We start from the raw sequence: 26737 nt of genomic DNA on the forward strand, positions 1-26737 counted from the left end.
TGAACAGGCTCCGGGAGAAAGTTTGGAAGTTTTTGTTGGATAAACCGTTAGGTTCGCAAGTATCGGCCCATCTGGGCAAGTGTTAATCGACGATGTTCGACCAAAGCCGGAGATGAATACAATGTTTGTGTTCGGGCAGGCGCTTGCGGTGCCTGGTTGGGCCCACCACAATACCGGTTTCCAATACTGATATCTGCTCTGGAGAGTCCTTGTGTCCAGCCCTTTCGATGACCCGGTTTCCCGTGAGAATACCTGTTCCGTCAAGTTCGATGCCCGCCAGGCGGTTTTTGGCACCGAGGAGGTGATTCCGGTGTGGGTTGCCGATATGGACTTTGCGGCACCGGAGGCGGTTACCCGTGCATTGGCCGAGCGGGCGGAACACCCGGTTTACGGTTACACCCTGTTTCCGGACAGTCTTTATCAGTCGATGATTGACTGGTTTGCCAACCGTCACGGCTGGGAAATCCAGCGCGAATGGATACTGATGGCGCCCGGCGTGGTGCCGTCCATCAACGCCGCGTGCATGGCCTACGCCGGGCCCGGCGAGGGTGTGATCATTCAGCCGCCGGTGTACCCGCCGTTCTTCAGTTCGGTCCGGCACAGTGGCCGGCTGGTGATCGAGAATCCGCTGGTGCCCGAGGATCGGGACACAGGTGACCCGGGCCATTACCGCATGGATCTGGATCACCTTGAACAGTGTGCAGCACGTCCCGATGCCAAAGTCCTGCTGCTGTGTTCACCGCACAACCCGGTCGGTCGCGTGTGGTCGGAGGAGGAGCTGAGCGCGGTTCTGGCTATCGCCCGCCGACATCAGGTGGTGGTAGTGTCCGACGAGATCCATTGCGATCTCATTTTTCCCGACAAACCCCGTCATACGATGCTGGCCAACCTGGCCGGCCCTGACGACGCACTGGTCATGGCGGTGGCGCCCAGCAAGAGTTTCAATATGCCCGGGCTGGGACTGTCGGCGCTGGTGATTCCGGATGCGGACCGGCGCAAGGCTATCAAGGCGGTGTTCGAATCGATGCATCTGCCCCAGTGCAATCCGTTCAGCATTGCCGGGTTTGAGGCCGGCTATCGCCATGGCGGTCCCTGGCTGGACGACCTGATGACCTACCTGCAGGCAAATCGGGACTATGTGGTGGAAGCGGTTGGTCAGCGCCTGCCCGGCATCCGGGTGTCTGCTCCTGAGGGCACCTATCTCATGTGGCTGGATTGCCGCGAACTGGGTCTGGACGATGCGGGCCTGAAACGCTTTTTTGTTCGGAAGGCCGGTGTGGGCATGAATCCCGGACTTTCCTTCGGCGACCCGGGCAGTGGCTTTATGCGCCTGAATATCGGCTGCCCGAGGTCGGTTCTTGAGGAGGTCATTGGCCGCATTGAAGCGGCCCTGGACAGGGACTTGTCAGATCACTGATTTTGAAGGGCGCAGTGCTCTTCAACCAGTTTCCAGTGAGGGGGCTCGTCCATGTCTGGCATGTCCCCCCGAGTTGGCCCGGTGGCTTCCCAGATCTGTCCTCCGTGACTGGCCAGGTCGCCTTTTTCATAGCTTTTCGAAAACAGCCATTGTTCCGGCCTTACGCACATTCCTGAGGCGGTTTCGCCGCGATGGGATTTGCCGTCATTCTGTTTGTCGCTGCCCTTGGCCTGCTTTCCGCTCTCGGGTCGGTTGCTGCAGTCGGGCACTGAGTCGAGCTTGTTCCAGTCAAACGTGATGCCGGGCTCCAGTCCCTTATGCATCTCTCTGGACTCGTACCAGTGGCCTTTATGGAAAACCACGGCATCTTCGGGGTAATAATGCTCTGGATTCCACTTGGCTGTCTCCGGATCGCAGGGTTCTGCCGCAGCCGGTGCCGACAGGCTCGCGGTCAACAGCATCAGAATCAGGCAAAAGAAGCCGCGAGCGTTACTGAGAGTGAGTTCAACCATGGGTGTCTCCTTTTGCTTGCTGCTTTGAGAGTGGGTAGTTCGTGCGTACTCGGGTTTGTGTCGCCAGCACCAGTCCCGCAAGAATCAGCACGGCTCCGATAATGTGAAACAGTCCGAGGGACTCGGCCAGGAAAATGCCCGCAAGAATCGAGGCAAAGACAGGCGTCAGGTACATAAAGATGGCTGCTCTGGCCGGGCCAATTTTATGCACACCGTGGTTCCAGAATCCATAGGCCAGGATCCCCGGGAAGATCGCGAAGTACAGTAGCGGCATGGCGGTGGTTTTTGACAGCTCGAAGCCTCCGGAGAAGAAAACCAGATCTGTCAGGTAGAAGGGCAGCACAACCAGCGTGCCCAGGAGGATCTGGGTGGTCAGAAAAGTCAGTGCCGGCAGAGGCACCGCCTGTCGCCTCAGTAGCACCGAGAACAGGCCCCAGCTGAATACTGCCGCCACCATGATCAGATCGCCCGGTTGGGCCTGGAGACTGGTCAGCACCGAGAGGTCGCCGCGGGCAATCACGGTAACGATGCCGGTAATCGCCAGCGCGATTCCCAAGGCCTGAATCGGCCGGGTCCGGTCGCCGAGCAGGATCCAGGCAAGCAGAGCGACAAAAATGGGAATGGTGGCGTTGATCAGGGCAATGTTGGTCGCGGTGGTTGTGGTGGCCGCCAGATACAGCAGGGTATTGAAGGCTCCCACACTGAAGGTCGCCAGTGCCAGCATGGAACCGAAGCGCTGGCGGATAACCTGGCGGTGGCGCCAGATACCGGGAAGCCCGAAGGGCAGCAGGATAGCCAGCGCGATCACCCAGCGCCAGAAGGACATGGATAACGGCGGGATGTTCTCGACCGTACCCCGGGCCACCACGGCGTTGCCGGCCCAGAATAGCGGGGTGAGAACGAGCCCGATGTAGGCCAGGCCGGGAATACGTGATAAGACTCCGGCGTTCTCGGAAGACACAAAGGCTCCTCTGGGTTGGTGATGCCCGAAAAAAGCCTAGCATACTACTCTCCGGGAACTTCTGCCTCCGTACCAATGTGGTAGGCGGCGAAACCGGCCATCACCACCTGGTCCACGGCCATACCGATCACACGGCCATCACTGGTGGACCGGATGGGGTGCTGGGCGTTGGTGATCGGGTCGGAGACGTAACCGAGAATCTCACCTTCTGATACATTGGCGCCCAATTCAATTTCGCTGAACAGGATCCCGCCGTGATCGGCCCGGATCCAGTCGGAATCGTAGTAGACGGGTTCCGGATCGCCCCACACGAACATTCGGGAGATCATGCCCTGGCGCTCCATCAAGCTGGTGAGGCTGTTAACGCCGGCGCTGATCTGGTGTTGCTGGATACGGTGGGATTCGCCCGCTTCCAGGGTGACCGTTCGAATGCCGGCCTCCACGGCGGCCGTGCGCAACATGCCTGCAGAACCCGAGCTGTGTACCACCGCCATGCGGTCAAAGCCGCGGGTAAATTCCGCCACATCCGGATTGTTCATGTCGGCGCGAAGCTGTGGCAGGTTTGTGCGCTTCAGCGAGCCGGTATGGATGTCCACCAGCATGTCGCACTTGCGAATCACGTTCTCGAACAGCGAATGGGCAATCCTGTCCGCCAGGCTGCCGTTGGGGCTGCCCGGGAAATGCCGGTTGAGGTCCCGACGATCGGGGAGGTAGCGGCTGCCCTGCTGGAATCCAGGCAGGTTCACAATCGGCACGCCTACCACCGTGCCCGAGAGCTTCTCGGGGTTCAGGTCGTACATGGTCTGGCGGATGATTTCGATGCCGTTCAGCTCGTCCCCATGGACGGCGCCGGTGAGGCACAGGGTGGGGCCGGCGTTGATACCGTTAACCACCAGTACCGGCGTGGTCTGGGACAGACCGGCAATCTGGATGCCTGGCGTCCAGGCCAGGCGGGTAGACGTGCCCGGCATGACATCGTTTTCGAGCAGGGTGAATACCTTGCCCTCGCGAATTTCGGGTTCGGATTGCGGCTCAGGTTCGGCCACGGCTTCGGTTGCCATCACCTCGGATTCGGCGGCATCCGCATCCGTGTCCGCCGGCGTTGACACCTGGGCTTCCGGTGGCGGTGCTACCTGTTTCAGATCGATATTCGGCGCCACTTTCCGTGATGCGGCTGAGGGCGTATCGACACCGGCACCGCCCCGCGGGGCTTCCGGTTTCCGGGATTTGTGTTCCTGCCCTTTTGTCTGCAAGGGAGCCGACTGCTCAACGTCCTCGACGCTTTCGTCCTCGGCCAGCTCGGCAACCAGCACTTCAGATTTTTTGTTGGCCTTTGCCGAATCGGTTTCGGCCAAAAGCGGTGCCGACAGCCAGGGTATCACCAGGCCGATCAGCAGGATCCGGGGGGACGGTTTTTTAAGCCGCTCGAACAGCATATTTCCTCACGGTTCGTCAGTGTGCGCTCAAGGATAGAGTGCCTCTGTCGGTCATGAATACCGCTGTGACAAAGGTTTAATGCCACTTTCATGAAATCCGGGCAAGTTATAACGAACCCTGTTATACGCCGGAAAAGCGATTAACAATATGGGTGTTTTGCGAAATCCGGTGTGCTTTCGTTACTCCCGCGTTAGCTCTCGTGTATGGCATGCCAGAGATCGTCCTCCCGGAACGCCCGGTGCTCCGCTTCCAGTTTCAGTAAATGCGCCAGGGCTGACCGTGCCGCCAGGCCGTGGATGGCCGTCGGAACATCGTCATAGGCTTTGGCGGTAAGGGCTTTCAGATCCACGGGAGTAAGGGCTTCCAGCGCACGGGCCACCTTGTGTTCGCGCGAGAGGCGGTGCGTAATCAGGAAATCGATCACCGCTTCGGGATGCCCCATCAGGAACCCGTGTGCCGGCGCAATGTAACGTACAGACTCTGCCAGCAACTCGTAGAGCGACTCGATATAGGCCTTCATGTCGCCGTCCGGCGGATTAATGACCACCGTTGAGCCCTGCATGATGTGGTCACCGGAGAACAGCAGCTGCTGGTCGACCAGCAGAAAACACAGGTGGTTCGACGCATGGCCCGGCGTATGCAGCACCTTCAGGACCCCGGCTTCGGTCACAATCAGATCACCGTGCTCCGGTTCATCGTCGGCCCGGAAGGTCTGATCCTGCCCGGCACCCGCGGGCGCCGGCCAACCGAACACCCGGCAACCTGTGCGCTCTTTCAGGGCAGCAACCGCCGGCGAATGGTCCTGATGCGTGTGGGTCACCAGAACCTGGTCAATCACGCCACCGGTCACCTCCAGAATCCGCTCGATATGGGATTCGTTGGCGGGGCCGGGATCAATCACCGTAAAGCGTTCATGGCCCAGAATGTAAGTGTTGGTACCCGGCCCCGTCATCATGCCCGGGTTGGGCGCCGTCAGACGGACGACCCTGGCGGCAACCTCTACCGCCTCACCCGGAATAATCTCCGCCCGGGTGGAGCCTTCGCCCTCCGGATCCAGCTTGGCCGCCTCATCGTAGGCCGGCGCACCCGGTTCCAGCGTCACCGGTTTGCCCTTTTTCCGAGCGGGCCAGGGCTGGCTCGGATAAGGCTCCGGCGGATTGGCATGGGCGTAGCGCATCAGCGCCTCAGTGGTGTCGAAATCACTGAGTACCCGCAGCGTCCGGATCGTCGGCAACCCCAGCAAACACTGACCCTTGCGATGGTCCTCAAGGGCCTGCTCCGGCTTGGTCCAGATATGATCAATGGTTTCGATCCCGTCGTGCCCGGCCAGTTGCCCTTCAGGAGCGGGCGTCACGAAAAACCGTGTATCGAAACGCCGTGGCGGTCCTGGTGGCGTAATCCAGTGGCCGAGATAGGCCAGTCGGTCCAACGGAATCGCCAGACCGTGTTTTTTACACAGACAGGCCAGAGACAGATCGCCGTCGAACACCGATTTCCGATCCGCGTGGGCCGGATGATCCCCGGCGATCGGGTTGCCCTGCTTATCCACCGCAACCAGAACGCCGGACTCCTCGAAACACTCCCGAACCGCCGCCAACATATAGTCCGCGCCGCCCTCATCGACGCTCATGATCTGACTGATCTCGGCGTCTGCGGTCCCGATTATATGATCCTGGCCGTGAGTCTCATTTTCCTCGACCCTGCCTCCGGGGAATACAAAATAGCCGGGCATAAACACGGCGTCCCAGGTACGTTGCAGCAGCAGGACTTCAAGGCCGTCGGCCGTATCTCGAACCAGAACCAGTGTGGCAGCAGGGCGAATATCCATAAAACTCCATCTTCAAATATTTATTGTCAGTGCGCGGGAGTGATACGAACGATGGCGGGGAAGGGCTTTCCAAAACTGTCTGTCGCCATGGATGGCGACAGTCAAGCGTCACATGGACGTGCCGAAAGGAGCGTGTTTTGGAAAGCCCTTCCCTGCCGTCGCTCCACCAAAACCATCGGCGCGGAGGTCTCATAGCAAGATAACCGATTTGGGACTGGGCGTCTTGAGATGAACACTAAAGTCGAACAGCGTATGATTTGCCCCAAGATACCCAGTGAAAACAGGAACCCCCGTGGCCCGAATCAAACTCTCCTTCCCGGATGACGTCTTCTGCTTCGAAACCAGGATGCCCGTCAGAATCACCGACATCAACGGCGCCAACCACCTCGGCAACGACGCCCTCATCTCCATGCTCTCCGAGGCCCGGGCCCAGTTCCTGGTCAGCTATGGCATACAGGAAGCCAGCAAGGACGGCACCGGCATTATCGTCACCGACCTGGCCACCATGTACCAGTCCGAGTCCTTCTTCCCGGAAATGCTGCGCTTTGAAGTGGGTCTGATGGACTTCAACAAGTATGGCGGGGATTTCGTATTCCGGGTCACCAAGGCCGAGAGCGGCCAGCCGGTGGCACTGGCGAAGTATGGCTTCGTCTTCTTCAACTACCACCGCAAGGAAGTGGTGCCGGTGCCCGAGAGCTTCCGCTCACGCTTTGCCTGAGGATATCTCGGCCTTAAGGCGCGTCATGCCGGCACGGTAAAAGCTGTAAGCCATGGCGCCTGCAAACAGATTGCCCACCAGGGCACCACTCATAAGGCCGTAGACGCCGTTGATCTGGCTACCGATCCAGAGCAGGGGTAGGAAACACAGGAACAGGCGCAGGGTGGAGACCAGCAGGGCCCGCATCGCCAGGCCGAGGGCATTGCACACCGACACCATCAGCATGCACACGCCCAGACCGCTATAACTGAGCGGTACCCGCACCAGATAACCGGCGAGAACCTCCTGAACATCACTGTCGCTGGAGAACAGTTCCGACACCAACCCGGAAGCGACCACCCAGGTCAGGCCAATGGCCAGTTGCCAGACCACCACAAACCGGACCGCAAGACGCACCAGTTTACGAATCTGCTCGATATCGCCGGCACCCAGCATGCGGCCAATCATCGGCGGCATCGACATGGTCAGGGCCAGCACCACCACAATGGAGAAAAATTCCAGACGGGTGCCCAGACCCCAGGCGGCTACGGCGGCGGAGCCAAAGCCGGCCACGAGAGCTGTCGCCAGCATAGCCGAGACCGCCGGCATCAGTTGGCTCACCATGGCCGGGGCCATGATGCCGTTGAGCTGTTTCAGGGCCTTCCAAAGGGCAAGCTCGCGCAGGTCGAACCGGATCCAGTGGCGTTTCAGAAGTTTCGGATAGATCACCAGGCAGCCGATTCCGAACGAGGTAATGGTCGCCCAGGCGGCGCCGGGCAGTCCCCAGCCGAAAACAAAGATGTAGAGCGGGTCCAGGGCGATGTTGGTCAGACTCGTGGCCACCATCATGTACCCGGGCAATTTGGTATCGCCGTGGGAGCGGCAAACGCTGTAGCCGAAGTACAGGAAGGCCCCGGTCCAGGCCGCCATCAGCCAAGGGACCCAGTATTGCCGGACCAGTGGCAGTAGTGAGCCTTCAGCGCCCAGGGCGGTCATGATGTGGCTTTGCAGGAACCACAGTGCCATGCAAATGACGAAAACGAGGCTGCCGCCCACGGTAATGATCAGGCCGCCCAGCCGGAAGGCGCGCAATTCATCGCCGGCCCCCAGCGTGCGGGATACGATCGCTGTGGTGGCGATCCCCAGACCCACCTGAAGGCCGATGATCAGTTGCTGCATCGGCAGGGTGAAACCCAGGGCTGCCAGCGGATCACGCCCCAACTGACCCACGAAGGCACTGTCGGCCAGCTGGAAGGTCATCAGGGACAGCACCCCGAAGAGCATGGGCCAGGTCATGCTGTAGAGCTGGCGGGCCAGGGATGGGTTTTGGGTGGTGGTCTGCACGGGGCGTCAGGGGCCTTCGGTTAGGATTCGGGCTTTGGGCGGGGATTCTAACAGGTTCTGGTTTTGGAGCATGCAGTCGGCTGGGGGCGGGCTTCTGAAACACGCTGTGGATACATCCCTGTACGCTCGGCTCCGCCATCCATGGCTCCGCACGGTTTCAGAAGCCCGCCCCCATCCAACTGCCCCGAAAACCGGTGATATGTCCGGCGCTCAGGGCGATAAGAAGCGTTACAGCACCTTCAGCGCCGCATCGTAATCCGGCTCATCCTTGATCTCATCAACCAGCTGGCTGTGGATGACCTTGTCGTTCTCATCCAGTACGACCACCGCCCTGGCGCAGAGACCGGCCAGGGGGCCATCCTGAATGGCGACGCCGTAGTCCTGCTGGAAGCTGTAGTTCCGGAAGGTGGAGAGGGTTTCGACGTTTTTCAGACCTTCAGCGCCACAGAAGCGGGCGGCCGCGAAGGGCAGGTCGGCGGAGACTACGAGGACCACGGTGTTGTCCAGGCTGCCGGCCTTTTCGTTGAACTTCCGGGTAGACGCGGCGCAGACGCCGGTGTCGATGCTCGGGATGATGTTCAGGATCTTGCGCTTGCCGGACCAGTTGTCGAGTTTGACTTCTTCCAGCCCGCTGTTGGTCAGGGTAAAGGGAGGCGCGTTGTCGCCTGTTTCGGGAAATTTACCGCTCAATTCAATGGGGTTGCCGTCCAGGTTAACGCTGCTCATGGTATTTGCTCCTCGGTGTCTGGTTTAGAGTCTAACGTACTCTGTGTAGACCACTTTGGATGATTTTGCCTCAATTACCGGTTGCACTTTGCGGTTCGAAACCTTTCGCAGGGTAACGCTGAACCAGCAGCAGATAACAGCCCATCGCAATGGCGGCGCATGCTGCAATGATAGAGGCCATGACCAGGGAGGTGCCGTCGTGCAGATGGCCGACCAGCATGCCAGCGATGGCGGCGACGGCCATCTGGGTGAAGCCGAACAGGGCAGAGGCAGAACCGGCCATAGTGGGGAAGTTGGCCAGGGCGCCCGCCATGGTCTGGGGCAGCACCATCCCGGTACCAATCATGAACAGGGCCTGGGGCAGGATAACCGCCCAGACGTTGAATACTTCACTGAGGGCCAGAACGGCCATCAGGCTGCCGCCACCGACGGCGATAATCAGGCCACGAACCAGAATCTGGTCCGGCAGCAGACGACGGCCGAGACGGACGGCGGTCAGGTTGCCGACAATATAACCGGCCACCATACAGGCGAAGTACAGGCCGAACTGCTCGGTCGGTACGCCCAGGAAATCGATCAGGACGAACGAAGAACCGGACAGGAACGCAAACAGTCCGGAAAAGATCAGCGCGTTGGTCAGGGTGTAGCCCACGAAGCTGATGTCCTTCGCGATGGTCCGATAGTTCCGCAGCAGGCTGCAGATTCTAAGGGATTGGCGATGTTCCGGGCGCATCGGCTCGGGAATACCAAAGGCCACAACCACCGCCATCACCAGGGCGTAGCCACCCAATGCAAGGAACACCGATGACCAGCCGAGGCTGGCGGTCAGCAGACCGCCAATGGTCGGTGCAACGGCAGGCGCCAGGGCCATGATACTGGCCAGGATCGCCAGGATCTTGGCGGCCTCGCGGGGCGTATAGATATCCCGAATCGCCGCCCGACCCAGGACCGGGCCGGCAGAACCACCAAGGGCCTGCAGGAAACGGCAGAGAATCAGGGTTTCGATGTTCGACGCCAAGGCACAGCCAATGCTGGCAATGGCGAAAAGCACGAAACCACCAATCATGATCGGCTTGCGACCAAAGCGATCTGCCAACGGACCGCAAATCAGCTGAGCAATGGCAAAGCCGACCATATACAGACTCAGCGTCAGCTGAACCTGATCGGTACCGGTGCCAAAGTCTGAACCAATCTGTGGCAGTGCCGGCAGATACATGTCCGTTGCCAGCGGCCCAAGGGCCACAGCGGCGGCGAGAAGTATCGTTGTCCAGACACTGGTTAAAGTCAGCATGGTTTTCCTGATGCGTTATCTCAAAAAGTCCAACAGGCCGGGTCGGGTAGGGCTCTCCAAAACTGTCTGTCGCCATGGATGGCGACAGTCAAGCGTCACATGGACGTGCCGCAAGGAGCGTGTTTTGGAGAGCCCTACCCGACCCGGTCGACAGGGGAGTAAACGCAGTCTAGGGCAGAAGCAGAGGGAAGATAACGGCAAGAAGGCTCATACAACCTATGAGCAAAACTAATTGATTAACTTTTCAGACCGTTGAGCGTAGCGGCAACAGCATTTACCTGATTCCGCAGCCACTTGTGGGCAGGATCGTTCTGATTGCGGCGATGCCACAACATCAGCAGGGTGAAGGGTTTGAAATCAAAGGGCAGAGGCACCCAGGCGAAGTCGCGGAGTAAGTGTTTGCTCATGCCCTCCGGCGCCGTGGCAAGCATATCCGTGCCTCGCAGGAACTCAGGCAGGCCGGAAAAATTGGAAACCGTCACCACATTGCGGCGAACCAGGCCACGGGTATCCATGGCGGTCTCCACCGTTGGCTTCTCGCCAGTGGCAAACAGCAGCGCAATGTGGTCCGCCTTGAGGTATTCCGGCAGATCTGCAGGCGGTTTGCGGTACTCGGGATCGTAGAACACCACCATCCGATCGGCCATCAGGCCCCGCTGCATAATGTCCGTCGCCTCCGGCGCGTGCGGAGAAATGACCAGATCACAGACATCCTTCCGCAACAGGTCTGCCCGGGGAATGCCAGATGGAATCACCTGAAGGCTGATGCCCGGAGCTTCCTGCCGCAAGGTACGCACCAGGCCGGGCAAAAGCAGGTCCCGCTGGTAGTCATTGGCAGCAATGGTGAACGTGAACTCGGCCGTGGCCGGACTGAACGGCGGGCCTGAGGACAGCGATTGCAGGTCATCGAGGATCTGACGGATATGCGGCCCGGCCTGCAGCGCGTAGCGGGTTGGCACAATGCCTCGCCCGGACTTCACGAACAGTGGGTCACCCAAAGCCTGGCGCAGGCGCTCCAACGTGTGGCTCACCGCCGACTGGGTAACACCCAGCCGCACCGCAGCACGGGACACGCTGCCTTCATCAAGGACCGCCAGGAACGTACTCAGGGCCCGGAAATCCAGGTTGAATGTATCAATCGGGTTCATGAATGGCAGTGTAACCCGATGCCCCCTGTGGCGCTACGGCACCTTGGTGTACTCGCTTTCCTTGATGAAGGACCAGATGGCCTGAGCAAGATCATCAAACCATGGGTTGTAGGTCAGCCGGCTGGTAAACACGGGCCGCTCTGTATCGTGCCAGGCGCTGAACCAGAGATCTTTTTCTGACAACTGCCGGCAATCCTCGAGGGAAATGTTGTTGGGTTCCAGGCACCGTTGCAGCGGCGCGCCTAGGCCGTAGAGTTCGTTGTCTGGCGCAATCAGCAGGGACTGATGAGAGAATTCCAGGATATTGGCATCAGGCAGATAACTGTTCAGGAAACGGATGCGCTCATCGGCCTGCGCGACCGGCCAGGGTTTACGGGTATCCCGAAAGATCATCATGGCATTCCCGGGATTGCTAAACCGCTCCCGGAACTGCGTGACCAGATACTCGAGATTGATCACCGAGTCGGCCTCCGTGGCGGCCAGAAACAGGGGTATATCGAGGCTTTCCTTCTGGATTATCCGGCTTTGCGCCGCCGAGATGACATCGCCGATCTGGCTGCCGGCATTAAAGGAAAACGACTCGTACTTCACCGGATTAAGCTCGGGTTCTTTTTCCACGAAATCACCAAAAACGTCGGCAATGGGCGCCAGCCAGAGGTAATCCCGAAGACCGTTGAGCTGCCAGGCGGGCGCGACTGCAATCAGGCCCGCCGGTCTTGGCCCCGTCTCCGAAAGAGCGTAATCCGTGGCCAGCGCCCCGCCCAGTGAAAAGCCGCCAATGAATGCCCGGTCCACATCCTGCGACAAGGCGACGAAGTGATTACGTACCTGATCGCGCCAGACGTCGGCGCTGGCCGTCACCATATCCCCGGGACGGGTGCCGTGTCCCTGCAGCAACAGGGTTCGGACTTCCACGCACTGATCCGCGAGGTAACGAGCCAGATCCCGGAACACAAAGGGTGAATCGCTCAGGCCATGCACCAGCAACAGCCCGGTGCGATCTCCGGAGTTGCAATCGGCGGCCGGCGACAGCCTGTATGGCAGGTTCCATAATACCTGCTGTTCCCGTTCAAACCCTTCCACCGGCACCAGATTGGTATCGACGTAGGTTTTGACCGATGCCACATAGCGGTCGAAATCAGTAACCGGTTCGGCCCCTAATGTTGATGGCCCTGGCGTGTAGAGTTGCGTGCTGGTGGCGCAGGCGGCGGTCGTGCCCAGCACCATTAAAACGAGCAAATTCCTGAGGATAATCATAGCCGGCGAGTGAGATTCGCTCCTTTCGCTTGAACCGTCGTCATTGGTGACTGTGTTGAGTGATCGTTCAAATCCCGATACTGTGACTTCAGTATACGACCCCGAACCGCCTTCCGGATGAGGAGCCCCACCGATGAGCATGACCCTCGCTTTCGACGTCTACGGAACCCTGGTTGACCCCATGGGCATGTCCCGCCTGCTGGCGGAAGACGCTGGTGACAGGGCAGAGGGCGTAGCCGCGTTGTGGCGGGAGAAACAGCTGGAATTCTCGTTTCGCAAGGGCCTGATGAAAGTCTACGAAGATTTCGGTGTCTGCACCCGCCAAGCCCTGCGCTACGCCATGGCAACCCACAAACTGACCCTGTCCGAAGAACGCGAAAACGCCCTGATGTCGGCTTACCTGTCTCTGCCTGCGTTCGACGATGCCTTGCCGGCACTGAAAACACTGAAAGGGCAGTATCCGCTGTTCGCGTTTTCCAATGGAAGTTATCCGGCGCTGGAAAAGGTCCTGGGACACAACGATCTGCTGGAGCAGTTCGAAGGTCTGGTATCGGTAGACGACATCAAAAGCTTCAAGCCCGATCCGGCAGTGTACACCCATGCCCGAAGGGCCACGGGCTGTTGGGAGAAGCCGTTGTGTCTGGTTTCAAGCAATGCCTGGGATGTCATTGGTGCCCGAGCTGCGGGATTACTCGCAATCTGGGTAAAAAGGGATCCGGATAAGGTTTTCGAAGACTGGGGGATTCAGCCCTCAGCAGTGATCAGCAGTCTTTCAGAGTTGGAGTTAACACTGAGGAACTTCTGATGCCAGCGAAGGCAGGTGTCGGGGAGGGCTTTCCAAAACTGTCTGTCGCCATGGATGGCGACAGTCAAGCGTCACATGGACGTGCCGCAAGGAGCGTGTTTTGGAAAGCCCTCCCCGACATCTGCCGGCAATCTCCAAAGCATCCGAGGCAGAGGGCTCAGTCCGACCGAACAGCCAGCCACTCCGCCAACTCCAGCCAACTCTGACGAGGCGCCTTGCTCCCGGCAAGGATGCCCATGTGCCCACCCGGCACAACCCGGAACGTCTTGTCCGTAGAACTTACATGATCCATCACCCGCTTTGCGGCACCGGGGGTAACGAGCGTGTCGTCGCCGCCGGCGATGGCCAGTAAGTTGGCACTCACATTGTCCAGTTTGGCGATATCTTCGCCGATCTGGATCTCACCTTTGGACAGCTGGTTGTCGATCCATACCCGAACCACAGTGTCCTGAATGATCCCGCCGGGATAGGCCACCATGCGGTCCAGAAACGCCGACGTCGTGGCGTGGTTGGTGACAAACTCCCGGTCACCCAGCCGGATGATCAGCTCCCAGTAACTCATCACGCTGGCAATCGGATTCGTCAGCTTAAACCCGATGGTGTTGGCCCAGCCCGGCGTGTGAAACCAGTGGGGTTTGACATCGTGAAGGCGGAAACCGGTCCGTTCCCGGACAAATCCGGCCACATCCGCCATGCGCTGATTCACAAGCCCCAGGATTCCCGAGGCGTGACTGTCGATCGGCGAGCCCAGTACGATGGCATTGCGAACGTGCTGATCGTTGCTGAGTGCGGAATAGAACAACGTGAACATGCCGCCCATGCTCCAGCCATGCAGCGACAGCTCCTGCTCACCGCTGTGTTCCCGCACCCGGTTCAGATAGGCCGGCAACAATTCGGCCACATAGGTATGCAGGTTGTAGTGGCTGTGTTCCCGTGTTGGCGTGCCCCAGTCGATCAGATAGACCTCGAACCCCTTGGCCCGCAGAAACCGCACCAGACTGCGCTGGGGAAACAAGTCATAGATGAGCATGTTCACCGCCAGGGGCGGTACGATCACAATTGGTGTCCTGTGCGCTTTTCGCTCAACCGCGATGGTCTCCCCGTCCAGCTCGATAAAATCCTCGGCCAGTGGCGGGTAGTAACGCAGACTGACCAGACCGTCGGTGTAGAGGGTTTCAAACGGAGTCTGCCCGGCCTGAACCAGGCTGGCGGCCCGGAAAACCCGGTCAAAGGCGTTGCCTGCGTACAGGGCTGTCTGGCGGGTAACGCCCGCTGCGCGATCAGCGGCTGATTTGAAAAGATTGGGCATGGGACTATCCGTAAAAGCAAAGATTCAGAATGATGACGAACACAACGTGCTAACGCCCGAACCCGCAGGCTGTGGCAAGAATAGGGCAAATGCACCCTTCGGGGCCATGGCAGAAGTGTCCAAACCGGTTGGCAAACCGGTCACTTCAGGCCACTGCCCAATGAGGTCTGTGGTTGCTATCATTGGGCCCCATTTGGAAAGAACAACCAGAAAAACAGGATCGCCATGCTCAGCTTTCTACCCGCCCCCGTGATCGGCGTACTCAATTCCATCCTGCTCGGAATCAACACCCTGTTCTGGTGCATCCTGCTCTACATCCCGGCCATTCTGAAACTCATTATCCCCATCACCGGCTTCCGGGTTCTGTGCACTAAAGTCATTATCTGGATTGCAGAAGCCTGGGTGGCGTGCAATACCGGCTGGATGAAGCTGACCCATGGCACGAAATGGGATGTGGAGGGCGCCGATAAACTCAAGCGTGAGAGCTGGTACCTGGTGCTGGCCAATCACCAGAGCTGGGTGGATATTTTTGCCATGCAGCGGGTTTTCAATCACAGGGCGCCGTTCCTCAAGTTCTTCCTCAAGCAGCAGCTCATATGGGTTCCGGTGATCGGTCTCGCCTGGTGGGGGCTGGATTTCCCCTTCATGAAACGCTATACCCGTGAATACCTGATCAAGCACCCTGAGAAGCGAGGTGAGGATCTTCGCTCAACGCGCAAGGCCTGTGAGAGGTTCCGCTATACCCCGGTGAGCGTGATGAACTTTGTTGAAGGCACCCGCTTTACCCAGGCCAAACATGACAAACAGAAATCGCCTTACAAGCACCTGCTGACACCCAAGGCCGGCGGTGCTGCCTTTGTGCTTGACGCCATGGGCGATTCGATTCAGACCCTGGTGGACGTGACCATCGCCTATCCGGATGGGGCGCCCACGTTCTGGGACTTCATCTGTGGCCGGGTCAAGGAAGTGAAAATGGAAATCCGCACGGTTGATATCCCGGACCATCTGAAGGGCCGCGATTACTCATCCGACGCAGAACACCGCCGGAACGTCAAGAATTGGCTCGGAGAAGTCTGGAGCCAGAAGGATGAGAAGCTGGACCGGATGCTGTCTTCCTGAATCAGGAAGACAGCCTTGCCAGTGTCTGCAGCGCCAGTTCCCGGCCGATTTCATCCAGAGTAACGGTCTGCTCGACTTTCTGAAATCCGCGATCGGTGGCTTTCCACTGGCGGCCCCCGGCTTTCTCGGGCGGAACACCATTGGAGCTCAACATCACACGGACACTGCCGTCGCGAACGTCCAGAACCTGCACTTCGAATCGGTCGCTGGCAAGCTTTCGAAACACCAGTAACATGTCCGCGTGTTCGCCCAGTGCGCGCATTTCCAGCCGGCGCTGATCCGGGGAGAGGCGAGAGAACTCACCGGTTTCCAGTGCGTTATCGGTAATACGCATAATGGCCGCTCGATCCACCACCGTGACGCCGGCCTCAACCATCTGGCTGACAAGCCCACTCTGGAGTTCGAACGCCGGTCCGGCAGGGCCTGTCTGACGATTCGAGCGGTATTCACCCTGCGCTGCTGCCTGGCCCTGTGCCTGGAGATTGACGTTACCGTCGGGTACCTCCCCATTCAGAGAGGCTCGTGTTGATACCACGCCACGGGTGTTGCTGCTCCAGTCGCTGACCTGGTCGTCGAACGCGCGATTCCAGAACACCGCCATGCGGGGTGGCTGTTCGCCGAAGGCACCTTTGAAGCGTGAGAGGATCACGTCCACGCTTTCTGTGCGCTGGGGTGCCGAACGATCTTCTTTCAGGTCTTCATCAGTCAACGGCTTCTGTGCCGGCGCCATCATCGGCGCAGCCTCATGGGTCTGGTCGGCTGCCAGGGCGAAACCCGGCGCCAGCAAGGGCACGCAGAGTGCCAGTGCAAATCGCTTCATCAGTTAAGCTCCCGGACTTCCACGCGGTATTGCAAAGGTTGCGTGCTGGTAGACAGTTCACGATAGGTGGCGATGCTGTTGGCCGGGATGGTCGAGCGCTGCCAGGTCGGTTTCACATCGGTGGGTACGCCGTCCTGATCGAAGAACTGGGTGCGGGCTTCGATCCGGTAATCGTAATCTGTGTGGTTGCGCAGAACCACGTACACCTCTGTGGTCCCGGTTGCCGTTGGCCGCTGGCCGTGCTGGACCAGTGACAGACGATAGCGTTCGCCGTCTTCCAGTTGGCCAAACCCGCGGCTCCAGGTGCGCTTCAGGTTGTAGTCGGTGAATGCCACCGAGTTCATGGTGATTGGCGCGGTGCGCTCAATCAGGTCCGTGCTGCTGGCGGATTTGCCGGCACACCCGGAAAGCAGACCCACGCAGGTCGCAGCGATGGCAAGAGAAGTAATCAGTTTGTTCATTGGCTTCCTCCGGAATCCGGGCGGCGAGACGTGGCAAAGGCCAGGCCGGCCCCGCGACCATCAAATTTGAATTCGGTATTGTCGGCAAGGCCTGGCACAGGCTGACCGTTTTTATCCAGGAAACGGACAGTGACCGGATCGCCATCGGCGGCGGTTACCGGTAACAGGTGTATGGTGTCCGGGAGTCCCGCCCAGTACCGGATGTCTGCCCGGGTATTGGCGGACGCTGACATACCTTCGGCCGCAACGCTGATCAGGCTGATGGCAGCGTACCCGGCCCCGACGGCGCCGCCGGCAGCGCTACTGAAGCCGGCCAGCATGCTGTCCTGGCTGACACTGCTGAGGGTGGAGCCAACGGCGCGGGTGTTTTCCTTGAACTGGATCTGGCCCTCGACAATCCGATCGATAGCCCGACCACCGCGAGTGGAGGCCTGGAAGAAAATATCTTCCATGGGATACAGGGCTGACCATTCCTCACCGTTGCGGACCTCGGCAGCTACATCCCGGAAGTTCTTGCCACGGCGATAGACCAACTGATAGTGGCCGACGCCATCCCCGAGCTTCCGTGGGGAGGTGCCGGTTTCCACAATCAGAAGCGCGTTGTCGTCGGCTTGGGGAATCGGCGCATCCGGCCGATAGAGTTTCAGCTCCTCAAAATGCTCCCGCGCCAGTTGGTCGCTGCCCATCTGCATGGCGGACCAGCCTGCCAGGTACAACAACAGCGCGAAATCGGTGCTGTTCTGTTCTTCTTCGGCAAAGGCGTCCTGCAGCAATCCTGCCAGGAAGCTGGCACGGGCATTACCGTAGTCACCTTCTTCCAGGTAAACCAGGCCCAGATACAGGTAGACCATAGCCCGTTCGTAAGGCTCGCCTTTGAAGTCCTTTTCCGCTTCTTCATACCAGATGCTGCGGGCCTTACGGGCGGCGTCGGAGTCAGCGTAAACATTCTCGATCTCCAGGCGGGCCTGGGTCAGAGTGTTCTTCGCCTCCTGTCGATAGCCTGCCCTATAGGCCTTGATCCCGATTTCCATGAGGTTAAGGACTTTGTTTCGTTGTCCTTCCTCGAACAGGTTCTCGAAATCGGCCCGAAGAACCGCGGGCTTGCTCGCTACAAGCGACGTTTCGGCCGGTGCCAATGTGGCCCGATCATACACTTTCGGTCCGCTGGCACAGCCGGCCAGTGTGCCGGCGATGGCGGTCGCCAGTGCCGGCCTCAGCCAGGTCTTATCGGTAAACCACATTGTCACGGGCCGCCTTTCTCATCTCATAGAGTCCGCTCCAGACAATGGTGCCCAGCTCAAGATCGACCATCTCGAAGGTCACCTGGCTGTAACGGGACTGGGTTCCGGTGTTGCGATCAATCGCGTCCAGCGAAGAGATACGGCCTCCCAGGCGGAAATCTGCACCGGCCTGGGCAGCTGTTTGGCGAATTGTGCCGCCATCAACGGCGCCATCTCGTTTGAGATCCCGCTCTTTCTGGACCATGTCGGAGAAGTGGCGACCCACAAAGACCATGCGGCCGTTCGCAGCGCGGTTCAGCTCAATGCGCAGGCGATCTGTCAGCATGTTGGTGTTGATAACCGAGGTGCTCTCGTTCTTGATGTATTCATTGTCGATGATGATTCGCGGTGGCGTCGAACGGCCGGTGAGCATGGGGTTTGCCAGCATGTCACGCATCATCTGGTCTGTCATGGCGACCACGTCCTGGCTTTCGATGCCGACACCGCCCACGCTGCCGGTGGTGGAAACGTCCTCGTAGACACTGGGCTTGCCCTGAACGTTTTCAATTTTGCTGGCACAGCCCGAGAGAAACCCGGAGGCAAGCGCTACAGCGCAAACCAGTTTCAAATGATTCTTGGTAAACATGTATATCTCCAATTATTTCAGTAGGCACTCGCGAGGGCTTCTGCCAGCTCCGGGTAGATCTGTCGGGTGGCTTCCATGGCATCCTTGAAGTTGCCGGTGTGGCCGTATTTTGCTTTCAGGTAGCGAGCCATGGAATGGATGTCATCAAAACTCCGGTCTGAAGAGGCACGAATCGCTTCCCAGCCACCCGAGGCACTGATCGCAGTTTCGCGGCCTGCGGATTTGCCTATCTCGGCACCTATGGCACCACCCAGAAAGCTGCCGACGAAAGGTACCTGCTCCAGAGCTTTTTCACCCGCATAGGCGCCTGCTGCTGCTCCGAGCCCAGTGCCGACAGTTGCGCCGATATTGGCATTGATGGCGGAATTCACCCATTCCGCAAGGACGTCATCGCTGGTGTAGGGGCTGAGGAATTTACCCTGATTGTCCTGCCGAACCAATTGTTCCAGCAATTCCTCTTCGGTGGGAGTACGAATGTTGCCGCTGTCATCGCGGAGTTTGCCTGTTTTTGCGGCGGCCAGCAGTTGAGCAGAGGGCGCCTCATTGGTCATACGATCCACGAGCCCTTCGGGCAGGCCCGCTTCTTTCAATGTCTCCCGGTGCGCCCGGGTCATACCGGTGTAATAACCGGACTGAACATCGCCACTCTGGTCTGGATAGGCGTTAAGCATGCGGACCAGTAACTGATCGGCGTCGGTTCCGTCGGCGAGCTGTGTCTTCAGATCTATGCCACGCAAACCTTCCGGACCGATCAGCCAGGCCTGATAGCGAGCAGGTAGCAGGTCAACGTAGCCGGGCACCTGGCTGTTGGCCGCGTGATAGGCAAGCGTGTTGGTGTCGGGAGCCAGGTCAATCAGTCTGAGAACAGCCGACGGGCGATAGACAGAGTTCGCTCCTCCGGCTTTCAGGTAGGCTGCAATCTCGGCGGCGGTCTCAGGGTTTGCCTGCTCGAATTCGCGGCGCTGCTCATCGATGAGTGCCAGAACACTGTCCTTGTGATGGTTGGTGATGAAGTCCCGGGCTACTGCCTGTTCGGCGGCTTCATCATTCAGTGATCCCATGAACATCATTGGCGTCGGGAAATACAGAGACAGATAGGAATCAATGGAGTAGGTCACCCGGCTTTCGAGCAAGGTTTCACCCTGCCAGCTGAGCGCGTAGATGTCCTCGTACTGGACTTCATCGTAATAAGGAATCAGAGACAGGGTAACCATGTAGCCAAAAAAGCTGGCGCCGTTGAAACCCGTCGACCCCTTGGTTTCAGTTGTCCGGGTGACCATAACTTCAGGCGCATCGGGAGACTCCGGAACCAGCCAGTCAGGACGCTCCTCTCCAACAATGGTGAACGGGACCGTTCCTGTTGTATACGAACCCGGGTTTTCGGCGCTCACGCTATTCGGGTCGAACTGATAAACCTGACATCCGGCCAGTAAAAAGACCATGACAAGACTGACGAGAGCCCTTCCGGCTGCTGCAAATGCAGCGCCTCTTTTTTCCACGCTTTGAGAACAACTGAACTTCATTTTGCTACCCAAATTCCACTGGTTGAAATGAGTCCGGGACAGCGACACTCCGGAATTTGGGTAAATGTATAAACAATTTTTAATGAGCGCGTCTCGCCTCTGGTGCACCAGCATGAGGCATTGACCCAATAGAATCAGGAAGATGAGGAAGGTGTTTTTTCTAACTAAATGAAATGAAAAGAGTTATCAGGCTGCTCTATGGAATATAGAGAAATGAAAAACAATGCAAAAATTTGTTAACCAACCCGAAAACAAGGTGGAGGAAGGAGTTGATGCTCAGTGATCATCATCCTCCACTTCATCCGGATGCTCCCGCTTGTAGCGCTCCCATTCTTCCCAGTCGTGGGGCGTGCCAGCATGGGGCCTGCGCAAGTGTTTGGCATGCTCCATGGCGTTGTTGCGGAGGCTGTGGTCCCGCTCCTCGTCTTCCTTGTCGAAGCCGTACTTTTTCAGAAATTCATCGGGCGTGATGGGCATGGCGCACCTCCATCAGGGGAGCATGTCCTGATGAATACGATGCGCCTGCCATTGTGGTTTTTCAACCGCCGTCAGTGCTGCTCTGGCTGGCAATTTCCTGGGCTTCCACAAGCTTGAAATTAATCTGCCTGCGCTCGTCATCCACCCCGGAAAAGCTGACCGTTACCGGTTGTTCCAGCTGGAAGATGCGTCCGTTCTTGTTGTGGATAAGGCGCATGGTAACCGGATCAAAGCTGTACTTTCCGTCAAGATCCTTGCAGCTGACGAAGCCTTCCAGCCCGTTGGCATCCAGGCGAACGAAGAAGCCGGCGGGCACTGTGCGGCAGATAACGCCGGCCATGGGTTCTTCGCCGAGAGTTTTGGCAAAATCGCTTTTGAGCCAGGATTCCAGGCTGTTCGCCGCCTGTCGGGCGCGGATCTGGGCAGCTTGCAGGGCTTCCAGCTGATCCTCTGTCAGCGCTTTCATGGGGGTGTCCCACAGAGCCGCCTTGATCAGCCGATGCACGTAAAAATCCGAGAACTTGCGCAGTGGCGAGGTAAAGGTGGTGTAGGCATCGAGGCCCATGCCCTGATGAGGAGCCGGCTTGAAGCTCAGCTCGGCCCGGGCCAGCTGGCGGGACAGGATGGCCTTGACCGGTACCTCGGCCTCCAGAGAGTCCGTCTCCTTCATCAGCTTCCTGAAACCCTCGGCCTGATGGGCGTCGACGCCTGAAAGATGCGGTGCGTGGCTGTCGATCAGTGACCGGATGTTGTCGGCGCGATCATCACGTAATCCGGGATGCTGGATGAACAGGCCGGCCGTGTGGTTACTCAGGAAATCCGCGGCGCAGCGGTTGGCGGCAACCATGCATTCTTCCACCAGCCGATGGGCTTCATTCTGGATGGACGGTTCGATCAGCCGGATACGTTTGTTTTCATCCAGCCGGAGGCGGAATTCGGGACGGTCGCCGCTCAGCAGCGCATGTTCGTTGCGCCATTTCCGGAGGGCTGTCGCTGCCTGATGCAGTTGATCGAGGCTGTTGGCAACGGCTTCCGGCAGTGCCTTGATGTCGTCGTCTTCCCGTCCTTCGATCAGGTTGGAAACGAGCTCGTAACTGAGCTTGCCCTTGGACTGGATAACGGCCTGATGAAAACTGTAGTCGCCAAGACTGCCATCATTGTTAACCTGAAGATCGCAGACCAGGGACAGACGCTTGGCTTCCGGCATCAACGAGCACAGGCGGGTGCTGATGCTGTCTGGCAGCATGGGCAGGGGCTCGCCCGGGAAATAGATAGCGGTGGCCCGATTGAACGCTTCCTGTTCCGCCGGGCTGTCGGTGTCGATCACGGCGGTCGGATCGGCAATAGCAATCGAGAGGGTCCAGCCGGTGGCGTTGGGTTCGGCCAGCAGGGCGTCGTCCATGTCCTGCGTGCCCGGGCTGTCGATGGTCACGTACGGGCGGTCCGTGCGGTCCTCCCGTCCGGTTTCCCTGGATTCGATATCGCCTTCACCGAGGCTGTCGGCCTGAGCGCGCACAGCGTCCGGCCAGGTGTCAGCCAGATCAAAGGTGGCCAGGGTGAAAGAGCGTTCGATACCGGGTTCCCCGGCCTTACCGATTACCCGCAGTACCTTGGCCTGGCCCTTGCCGTCCTTGATCGGATGTTTGTGAATCTGGCAGTAGATGTAATCGTCCTGCTGGGCGTTCATTCGCTCCTTGGGGGGAATGAAGATCCATCGGTTGATCCCCGGCGTCTCGGGCACCACGAAATGCCCTTTACCTTTTACCAGGTAACGACCCACAAAGGTGTTCAGGCGGGTTTCCAGGAGTTCGTCCACTACGCCCTGGGTTTTGCCTTTTTCAACCTCCTGCTCGGTGACATTCACCCGGTCCCCGGGCAACACCTTCTGCATTTCCTCGGGTGGCAGGAAAACATCCCGACCCTCGTCGAGCGCAACGAACCCGAAACGGCCATTGGTGGCTTTGACGGTACCTGGAAAAACCACCTTGTTGTCCTTGATATCCGATTTCAGCTGGCGCAACTGGCTGAGGGCGTCGGCATTGAGCATGAAGTAACCTGGCTGGTAAATAATGAATGATGGGGCGGAGTATAACGGTTATGGCTCTATGCGTCAGATAGCAGAATACGCAAATCAGATTTCTGTCCAGAATCTCTGGAGGTTGGCCAGTGATTTGGTGAGCAGATCGAATTCGGTCGTTTTGCCCTCACGTTCAAACAGTTGTCGCCGGGCTGTGTCCAGATCAAAGAGCACTTCCCGCTGGGCTGGTTCCCGAATGGTGCTCTGAGCCCAACCGATAGCGACACGGCGCTGGCCCCGTGTGACCGGATCAACCCGGTGCAGGGTTGAGGACGGATAGACTACCGCCGCGCCGGCCGGTAATTTGTAGGATTGCTCACCCGCCGTAGTCTCGGTAACCAGTTCGCCCCCGTCGTAGCTGTCAGGATCGTCCAGGAACAGCGTGAAGGAAACATCGGTCCGCAACCTGCCGGCTCCCCGGCCCATCACGGGATCGTCCACATGATTGCCGTAGGTCATACCATCCCGGTAGCGACTGAAAATGAGAGGTGTGACCTTGGCAGGCCGCACTGCCATCTGGAACAGGGGGTGTTCCGTCAGGGCTTTTTCCACCTCGGCCCGAAGACCTTCCGTCTGGCCCCCGGACACCGTCAATTGCTCGTTGTTCTTGACCAGCTTTGCATGCCACCCGGCTGTGCTCCGCCCGTCCTGAAACTCGCCGCCGTCCAGAGTGTTGCGGATTCGCTCGAGCTGTTCGGGGGTCAGGATCTGGTCGATACAGATAATCATGGTTAGCTCAACTCTTAATACGAATAATTTGCAATCAGTATTTGCTGTGGCGCATCATGCACCACTATGGACATGCCATCAATTCTACCGTTGTTGACGAAGAGCAGCAGGCGGTTTTTAACAGGAGAAAGAACGGAATGAAGAATGAAAAGCTGAAGCTTTGGACCGGCATCGGCATGGCTACGCTGATTGCCAGTTCCGGAGCTGTCGCCAGCGAGCATAAAGAGAAGCATCATGACGATATGATGACCTCGGGCTCAGCAGAAGGCGGCGAGGGCGGAGAACATCACGGAGGTGGAGGCGGTGAACACCATGGAGGTGAAGGTGGTGAAGCCGGAGCAGGAGCGGCGTTCAGTTACTTTGCCGCCGGTGGCGAAGGCGGAGAAGGCGGAGAAGGTGGCGAAGGCGGATCGTCCGCTGTTTCTCCTATCGCCTCTGACGGCGCCTATGTTGCCATGTTGCAGATGATGCAGGGTCATTTGATGGCGGCTCGGGAATTGATCAAGGCGGGCAAGGTCGCTGACGGGCGTCCACATCTGACCCATCCCTGGGTTGAGCTTTACGGCATGGTTGAACCCGGCCTTGAGAGCCGGGGTCAAAACGACGTGAGTGAACGTCTGGAGTTGCTGGCGAATCAGGCCGGCGGGGTTGAGCGCTGGAGCGACATAAACAAGGAGTTCCAGGCGGCTTGGGTGGCTCTCGAGAAAGCGGTCAATGCTGTCGATAGCAAGAACGCACAGAGCGCCGGAACCGTCTCGAGAGTGGTCCTCTCGCTGACCAAGCAGGCCGTGCTTGAGTATGACGAGGCCCTGGAAGAAGGGCGCTTTGTTGCCGTGCACGAATATCAGGACGGTCGCGGCTTTGTGAGTTCCGCGCGTGACTATCTGGATAGCCATCAGGCGACACTGAAAAAGCAGAACAGGGAAGCCTGGCGTGATGCCGTGAAGGCACTGGACGAGCTCCAAAAAGCCTGGCCCTCAGCGGTGCCGCCCGAGCAGCCAGCCGTTCCCGTGGCTAATGTCTACTCGGCCCAGGCCCGGCTGGAGCTGGCCCTTGCGCCGTTCCTGTACTGATTATTGATACCGCCGGAGCCTCCGATTCGGGGTTCCGGCTTGTCTGTCAGTTTTCGGAAAGCGCTGTTTCGTCATCCCGCGTGTCGATGCAGACCTGGTTACGGCCGCCGGCTTTCGCACGGTAAAGCGCGCGGTCTGCATGTCTGAGAATGGTATCGCTGGTGTCGCCGGGTCGGGCAAAAAATCCGCCGACGCTGACCGTTACCGCTGCGCCGGTTTTTCGACTCTCCTGTTCCACCAGTTCCCGAATGCGCCGGGCAATCTGTTCCAGAGTGTCAGGGTCACAGGGTGATAGCAGAACCACGAACTCATCGCCGCCCCACCTTCCTGGATGATCGTAAGGCCGAACGCCTGCTTTGAGCCAGAGTGCGACACGGCAGAGAATCTGGTCGCCCGCCTGATGTCCGAGGTTGTCGTTGATCGTCTTGAAATGATCAATATCCAGCCAGATAACGCCAAACCCGCTGTCCTGCCGACGAGCCCGCTGAATCTCTTCTTCCAGTATCTCGTCCAGTCCACGACGGTTCTTGAGACCGGTCAGCGGATCAATTCGGGCCAGCCGGTTCAGCTCATCCGTTCGTTGAGCCACTTTTGTCTCTAGCTCCCGCGTGGACTGGCCCAGCTTTTGGGCCATTTTCTCGAAATGGTCGGCAAGCCAGCCGACCTCATTATTCGGTTTTTCGAGACGTGGCAGGTCGAAGCTACCCTCACGGACTTTTTCCACCGCGCGTTCGAGGCTCATGATGGGCTTCAGAATCCGTGACTGGATGATGAAATGGAACAGCAACAGGCTCACAAGCAAGGTCACCAGGAATACGGCTACGAGTGGCCAGAGATAGCTTTGGGGTAGGAGAGTGTGCAGATCCAGAAGAGTAATTTCAAACCAGCCAATGGCGGGCAGAAAGGCAACCCCGGCCAGATGCTTGCGACCATCCACCGTCACAAAGCCGCTTTCCACCTGACCGGCCTGGTCCCCGCGCTTTTTCAGCAGCTGCAGCATACCGAGGATCTGCTGTTTGTCCTGGGGATCCTCGAACAGCAGGTCGACCGTGTTCTTCTGACCTTCGGGTTTGATGATACTGGCGAAATCGATGTAGTTGCGGTCGCGGTACAGCTGTATGGCGCCGTTGTAATCGACAAACAGCGTGGTGATGCCCTCCTGATCGATGTCGACAATATCCTGCAGGAAAGCATCGAGGCTAAGACCGGTTCCGACCATGCCGACTATCTCGCCGGCCTCGTCCCGCATCAATACATCGATCCAGAGCTTGGTGACCCCCAGTTCGGTATCCGGATTCACGTTGAGATGGAAGTCGCGGCCTTCTTCTATCAGCTGGAAAAACCAGGCGTCGTCGGGCTTCTCCTCGTCGAGAACGTACCGGAACTGGCTGCCGGCGTACTCATTCTCTGCGTTGTTGTAGTAATAGTGGCCGTTCCCGACCAGCGCGACAAAGTAATTATTGTCCCGGAAGTTGGAACGAAAACTCTCCATCTGGCGAATGGCTTCAGACTTGAGCGTTTCGTCATCGGGACTGGCGGCCCAGTTGATCAGTGTGGAGGAGCTCGCCATCTGTTTGGCCAGCCCAATCTCCCGCTCCAGGGACTGCAGCAGTCGGGCGCTGTCGTAGCGCACCTGTATTTCCGCCACCTGTTGGCCCCAGCGTTCGATGATATTTTCGGATAGCTCCCGATAGGCCAGCCAAGATGCCAGCGAAGCCACGACTATCAGGCTGGCGGCCAGACCAAGGATTCGGGTTTTAATGCTCAACGAGGGTCCCTCTCGGTTTTTCTGGGTTTCTGGGCGCCAATGATAGAACACTGGTTAATCAGAGTGTAGAAAAAACAGACAGGGCAGGGAAC

The 26737-nt window shown here is 58.6% G+C and carries 24 protein-coding genes; 5 read left to right on the plus strand and 19 right to left on the minus strand.

What is annotated here, in order from left to right; genetic code table 11:
- Positions 1-211: 211 nt before the first annotated feature.
- A complete protein-coding gene (locus EDB94_RS10385) occupies positions 212-1417 on the plus strand; it encodes a MalY/PatB family protein (protein WP_108018313.1) in 1206 nt (401 codons plus the stop codon).
- Here the strand turns inward: EDB94_RS10385 and EDB94_RS10390 are convergent.
- The 4 genes from EDB94_RS10390 to EDB94_RS10405 form a co-directional block, all read right to left on the minus strand.
- Complete coding sequence (locus tag EDB94_RS10390) at positions 1411-1929, minus strand: carbohydrate-binding protein (RefSeq protein WP_108018314.1); 519 nt, start codon at positions 1927-1929, stop codon at positions 1411-1413. The two genes, EDB94_RS10385 and EDB94_RS10390, sit on opposite strands and share 7 nt — an antisense overlap.
- Complete coding sequence (locus tag EDB94_RS10395; protein WP_108018315.1) at positions 1922-2890, minus strand: DMT family transporter; 969 nt, start codon at positions 2888-2890, stop codon at positions 1922-1924. The genes EDB94_RS10390 and EDB94_RS10395 overlap by 8 nt, the downstream gene beginning before the upstream one ends.
- Before the next feature lie 44 nt (positions 2891-2934).
- Positions 2935-4326 carry a succinylglutamate desuccinylase/aspartoacylase family protein gene (locus EDB94_RS10400; RefSeq protein ID WP_108018316.1) on the minus strand — a complete coding sequence of 464 codons (1392 nt, stop codon included), beginning with the start codon at positions 4324-4326 and terminating at the stop codon, positions 2935-2937.
- Positions 4327-4517: 191 nt separating this feature from the next.
- On the minus strand, positions 4518-6155 hold the full coding sequence (locus EDB94_RS10405; protein WP_108018317.1) for an MBL fold metallo-hydrolase: 1638 nt from the start codon (positions 6153-6155) through the stop codon (positions 4518-4520).
- A 292-nt stretch (positions 6156-6447) separates the two neighbouring features.
- Here EDB94_RS10405 and EDB94_RS10410 point away from each other — a divergent pair, with 292 nt between their 5' ends.
- A complete protein-coding gene (locus EDB94_RS10410) occupies positions 6448-6873 on the plus strand; it encodes a thioesterase family protein (RefSeq protein WP_008172718.1) in 426 nt (141 codons plus the stop codon).
- Here the strand turns inward: EDB94_RS10410 and EDB94_RS10415 are convergent.
- The 5 genes from EDB94_RS10415 to EDB94_RS10435 form a co-directional block, all read right to left on the minus strand.
- The gene (locus EDB94_RS10415) at positions 6859-8196 is read right to left on the minus strand and encodes an MATE family efflux transporter (protein WP_260312557.1); all 1338 of its coding nucleotides are present in this window, start codon (positions 8194-8196) and stop codon (positions 6859-6861) included. The two genes, EDB94_RS10410 and EDB94_RS10415, sit on opposite strands and share 15 nt — an antisense overlap.
- 228 nt (positions 8197-8424) lie before the next feature.
- On the minus strand, positions 8425-8922 hold the full coding sequence (gene tpx / locus EDB94_RS10420) for a thiol peroxidase (protein ID WP_014578719.1): 498 nt from the start codon (positions 8920-8922) through the stop codon (positions 8425-8427).
- 70 nt (positions 8923-8992) lie between these two features.
- A complete protein-coding gene (locus EDB94_RS10425; protein WP_108018318.1) occupies positions 8993-10213 on the minus strand; it encodes a Bcr/CflA family multidrug efflux MFS transporter in 1221 nt (406 codons plus the stop codon).
- 236 nt (positions 10214-10449) lie between these two features.
- On the minus strand, positions 10450-11361 hold the full coding sequence (locus tag EDB94_RS10430; protein WP_108018319.1) for a LysR family transcriptional regulator: 912 nt from the start codon (positions 11359-11361) through the stop codon (positions 10450-10452).
- A 33-nt stretch (positions 11362-11394) separates the two neighbouring features.
- Positions 11395-12588 (minus strand): carboxylesterase, encoded by a 1194-nt coding sequence (locus EDB94_RS10435; RefSeq protein ID WP_260312559.1) that lies wholly within the window; start codon positions 12586-12588, stop codon positions 11395-11397.
- A gap of 163 nt (positions 12589-12751) precedes the next feature.
- Between EDB94_RS10435 and EDB94_RS10440 the strand changes: the two genes are divergently transcribed.
- On the plus strand, positions 12752-13423 hold the full coding sequence (locus EDB94_RS10440; RefSeq protein ID WP_108018321.1) for a haloacid dehalogenase type II: 672 nt from the start codon (positions 12752-12754) through the stop codon (positions 13421-13423).
- Positions 13424-13580: 157 nt separating this feature from the next.
- Here the strand turns inward: EDB94_RS10440 and EDB94_RS10445 are convergent, their stop codons facing one another.
- Positions 13581-14732, minus strand: a complete 1152-nt coding sequence (locus EDB94_RS10445; RefSeq protein WP_062783958.1) for an alpha/beta fold hydrolase — start codon at positions 14730-14732, stop codon at positions 13581-13583.
- A gap of 225 nt (positions 14733-14957) precedes the next feature.
- Here EDB94_RS10445 and EDB94_RS10450 point away from each other — a divergent pair, with 225 nt between their 5' ends.
- Positions 14958-15851, plus strand: coding sequence for an acyltransferase (locus EDB94_RS10450; protein WP_108018322.1), 894 nt, complete (start codon positions 14958-14960; stop codon positions 15849-15851).
- A gap of 1 nt (position 15852) precedes the next feature.
- Here the strand turns inward: EDB94_RS10450 and EDB94_RS10455 are convergent, their stop codons facing one another.
- From EDB94_RS10455 to EDB94_RS10490, 8 genes are all read right to left on the minus strand, one after another.
- The gene (locus tag EDB94_RS10455; protein ID WP_014578712.1) at positions 15853-16671 is read right to left on the minus strand and encodes a hypothetical protein; all 819 of its coding nucleotides are present in this window, start codon (positions 16669-16671) and stop codon (positions 15853-15855) included.
- Complete coding sequence (locus EDB94_RS10460; protein ID WP_014578711.1) at positions 16671-17132, minus strand: YcfL family protein; 462 nt, start codon at positions 17130-17132, stop codon at positions 16671-16673. The genes EDB94_RS10455 and EDB94_RS10460 overlap by 1 nt, the downstream gene beginning before the upstream one ends.
- A complete protein-coding gene (locus EDB94_RS10465; RefSeq protein WP_108018323.1) occupies positions 17129-18373 on the minus strand; it encodes a hypothetical protein in 1245 nt (414 codons plus the stop codon). Before EDB94_RS10465 ends, EDB94_RS10460 begins: the two co-directional genes overlap by 4 nt.
- The gene (locus EDB94_RS10470; RefSeq protein WP_014578709.1) at positions 18357-18998 is read right to left on the minus strand and encodes a hypothetical protein; all 642 of its coding nucleotides are present in this window, start codon (positions 18996-18998) and stop codon (positions 18357-18359) included. Before EDB94_RS10470 ends, EDB94_RS10465 begins: the two co-directional genes overlap by 17 nt.
- Positions 18999-19015: 17 nt before the next feature.
- On the minus strand, positions 19016-20521 hold the full coding sequence (locus tag EDB94_RS10475) for a carboxyl-terminal protease-like protein (protein WP_260312560.1): 1506 nt from the start codon (positions 20519-20521) through the stop codon (positions 19016-19018).
- Between the two features lie 276 nt (positions 20522-20797).
- Complete coding sequence (locus EDB94_RS10480) at positions 20798-20998, minus strand: hypothetical protein (protein ID WP_014578707.1); 201 nt, start codon at positions 20996-20998, stop codon at positions 20798-20800.
- Between the two features lie 61 nt (positions 20999-21059).
- Positions 21060-23045 (minus strand): ribonuclease R family protein, encoded by a 1986-nt coding sequence (locus EDB94_RS10485; RefSeq protein ID WP_108018324.1) that lies wholly within the window; start codon positions 23043-23045, stop codon positions 21060-21062.
- 84 nt (positions 23046-23129) lie between these two features.
- Entirely contained in the window at positions 23130-23804 is a 675-nt protein-coding gene (locus EDB94_RS10490) for a Fe2+-dependent dioxygenase (RefSeq protein ID WP_108018325.1), read from the minus strand.
- A gap of 137 nt (positions 23805-23941) precedes the next feature.
- Between EDB94_RS10490 and EDB94_RS10495 the strand changes: the two genes are divergently transcribed.
- Positions 23942-24877 (plus strand): hypothetical protein, encoded by a 936-nt coding sequence (locus tag EDB94_RS10495; protein WP_260312562.1) that lies wholly within the window; start codon positions 23942-23944, stop codon positions 24875-24877.
- 46 nt (positions 24878-24923) lie between these two features.
- On the opposite strand, the gene EDB94_RS10500 is transcribed toward EDB94_RS10495, so the two are convergent.
- A complete protein-coding gene (locus EDB94_RS10500; protein WP_014578703.1) occupies positions 24924-26645 on the minus strand; it encodes a sensor domain-containing diguanylate cyclase in 1722 nt (573 codons plus the stop codon).
- Between the last annotated feature and the right edge of the window lie 92 nt (positions 26646-26737).

The organism is Marinobacter sp. 3-2, assembly GCF_003751355.1.
Taxonomy (GTDB): domain Bacteria; phylum Pseudomonadota; class Gammaproteobacteria; order Pseudomonadales; family Oleiphilaceae; genus Marinobacter; species Marinobacter adhaerens.

Bases quoted from the DNA above. Each gene is read 5' to 3' on its own strand.
- EDB94_RS10390 (WP_108018314.1), bottom strand. From the start codon at position 1,929: ATGGTTGAACTCACTCTCAGTAACGCTCGCGGCTTCTTTTGCCTGATT.
- EDB94_RS10400 (WP_108018316.1), bottom strand. From the start codon at position 4,326: ATGCTGTTCGAGCGGCTTAAAAAACCGTCCCCCCGGATCCTGCTGATC.
- EDB94_RS10405 (WP_108018317.1), bottom strand. From the start codon at position 6,155: ATGGATATTCGCCCTGCTGCCACACTGGTTCTGGTTCGAGATACGGCC.
- tpx (WP_014578719.1), bottom strand. From the start codon at position 8,922: ATGAGCAGCGTTAACCTGGACGGCAACCCCATTGAATTGAGCGGTAAA.
- EDB94_RS10425 (WP_108018318.1), bottom strand. From the start codon at position 10,213: ATGCTGACTTTAACCAGTGTCTGGACAACGATACTTCTCGCCGCCGCT.
- EDB94_RS10430 (WP_108018319.1), bottom strand. From the start codon at position 11,361: ATGAACCCGATTGATACATTCAACCTGGATTTCCGGGCCCTGAGTACG.
- EDB94_RS10435 (WP_260312559.1), bottom strand. From the start codon at position 12,588: ATGGTGCTGGGCACGACCGCCGCCTGCGCCACCAGCACGCAACTCTAC.
- EDB94_RS10440 (WP_108018321.1), top strand. From the start codon at position 12,752: ATGAGCATGACCCTCGCTTTCGACGTCTACGGAACCCTGGTTGACCCC.
- EDB94_RS10445 (WP_062783958.1), bottom strand. From the start codon at position 14,732: ATGCCCAATCTTTTCAAATCAGCCGCTGATCGCGCAGCGGGCGTTACC.
- EDB94_RS10450 (WP_108018322.1), top strand. From the start codon at position 14,958: ATGCTCAGCTTTCTACCCGCCCCCGTGATCGGCGTACTCAATTCCATC.
- EDB94_RS10455 (WP_014578712.1), bottom strand. From the start codon at position 16,671: ATGAAGCGATTTGCACTGGCACTCTGCGTGCCCTTGCTGGCGCCGGGT.
- EDB94_RS10460 (WP_014578711.1), bottom strand. From the start codon at position 17,132: ATGAACAAACTGATTACTTCTCTTGCCATCGCTGCGACCTGCGTGGGT.
- EDB94_RS10465 (WP_108018323.1), bottom strand. From the start codon at position 18,373: ATGTGGTTTACCGATAAGACCTGGCTGAGGCCGGCACTGGCGACCGCC.
- EDB94_RS10470 (WP_014578709.1), bottom strand. From the start codon at position 18,998: ATGTTTACCAAGAATCATTTGAAACTGGTTTGCGCTGTAGCGCTTGCC.
- EDB94_RS10475 (WP_260312560.1), bottom strand. From the start codon at position 20,521: ATGAAGTTCAGTTGTTCTCAAAGCGTGGAAAAAAGAGGCGCTGCATTT.
- EDB94_RS10480 (WP_014578707.1), bottom strand. From the start codon at position 20,998: ATGCCCATCACGCCCGATGAATTTCTGAAAAAGTACGGCTTCGACAAG.
- EDB94_RS10485 (WP_108018324.1), bottom strand. From the start codon at position 23,045: ATGCTCAATGCCGACGCCCTCAGCCAGTTGCGCCAGCTGAAATCGGAT.
- EDB94_RS10490 (WP_108018325.1), bottom strand. From the start codon at position 23,804: ATGATTATCTGTATCGACCAGATCCTGACCCCCGAACAGCTCGAGCGA.
- EDB94_RS10495 (WP_260312562.1), top strand. From the start codon at position 23,942: ATGAAGAATGAAAAGCTGAAGCTTTGGACCGGCATCGGCATGGCTACG.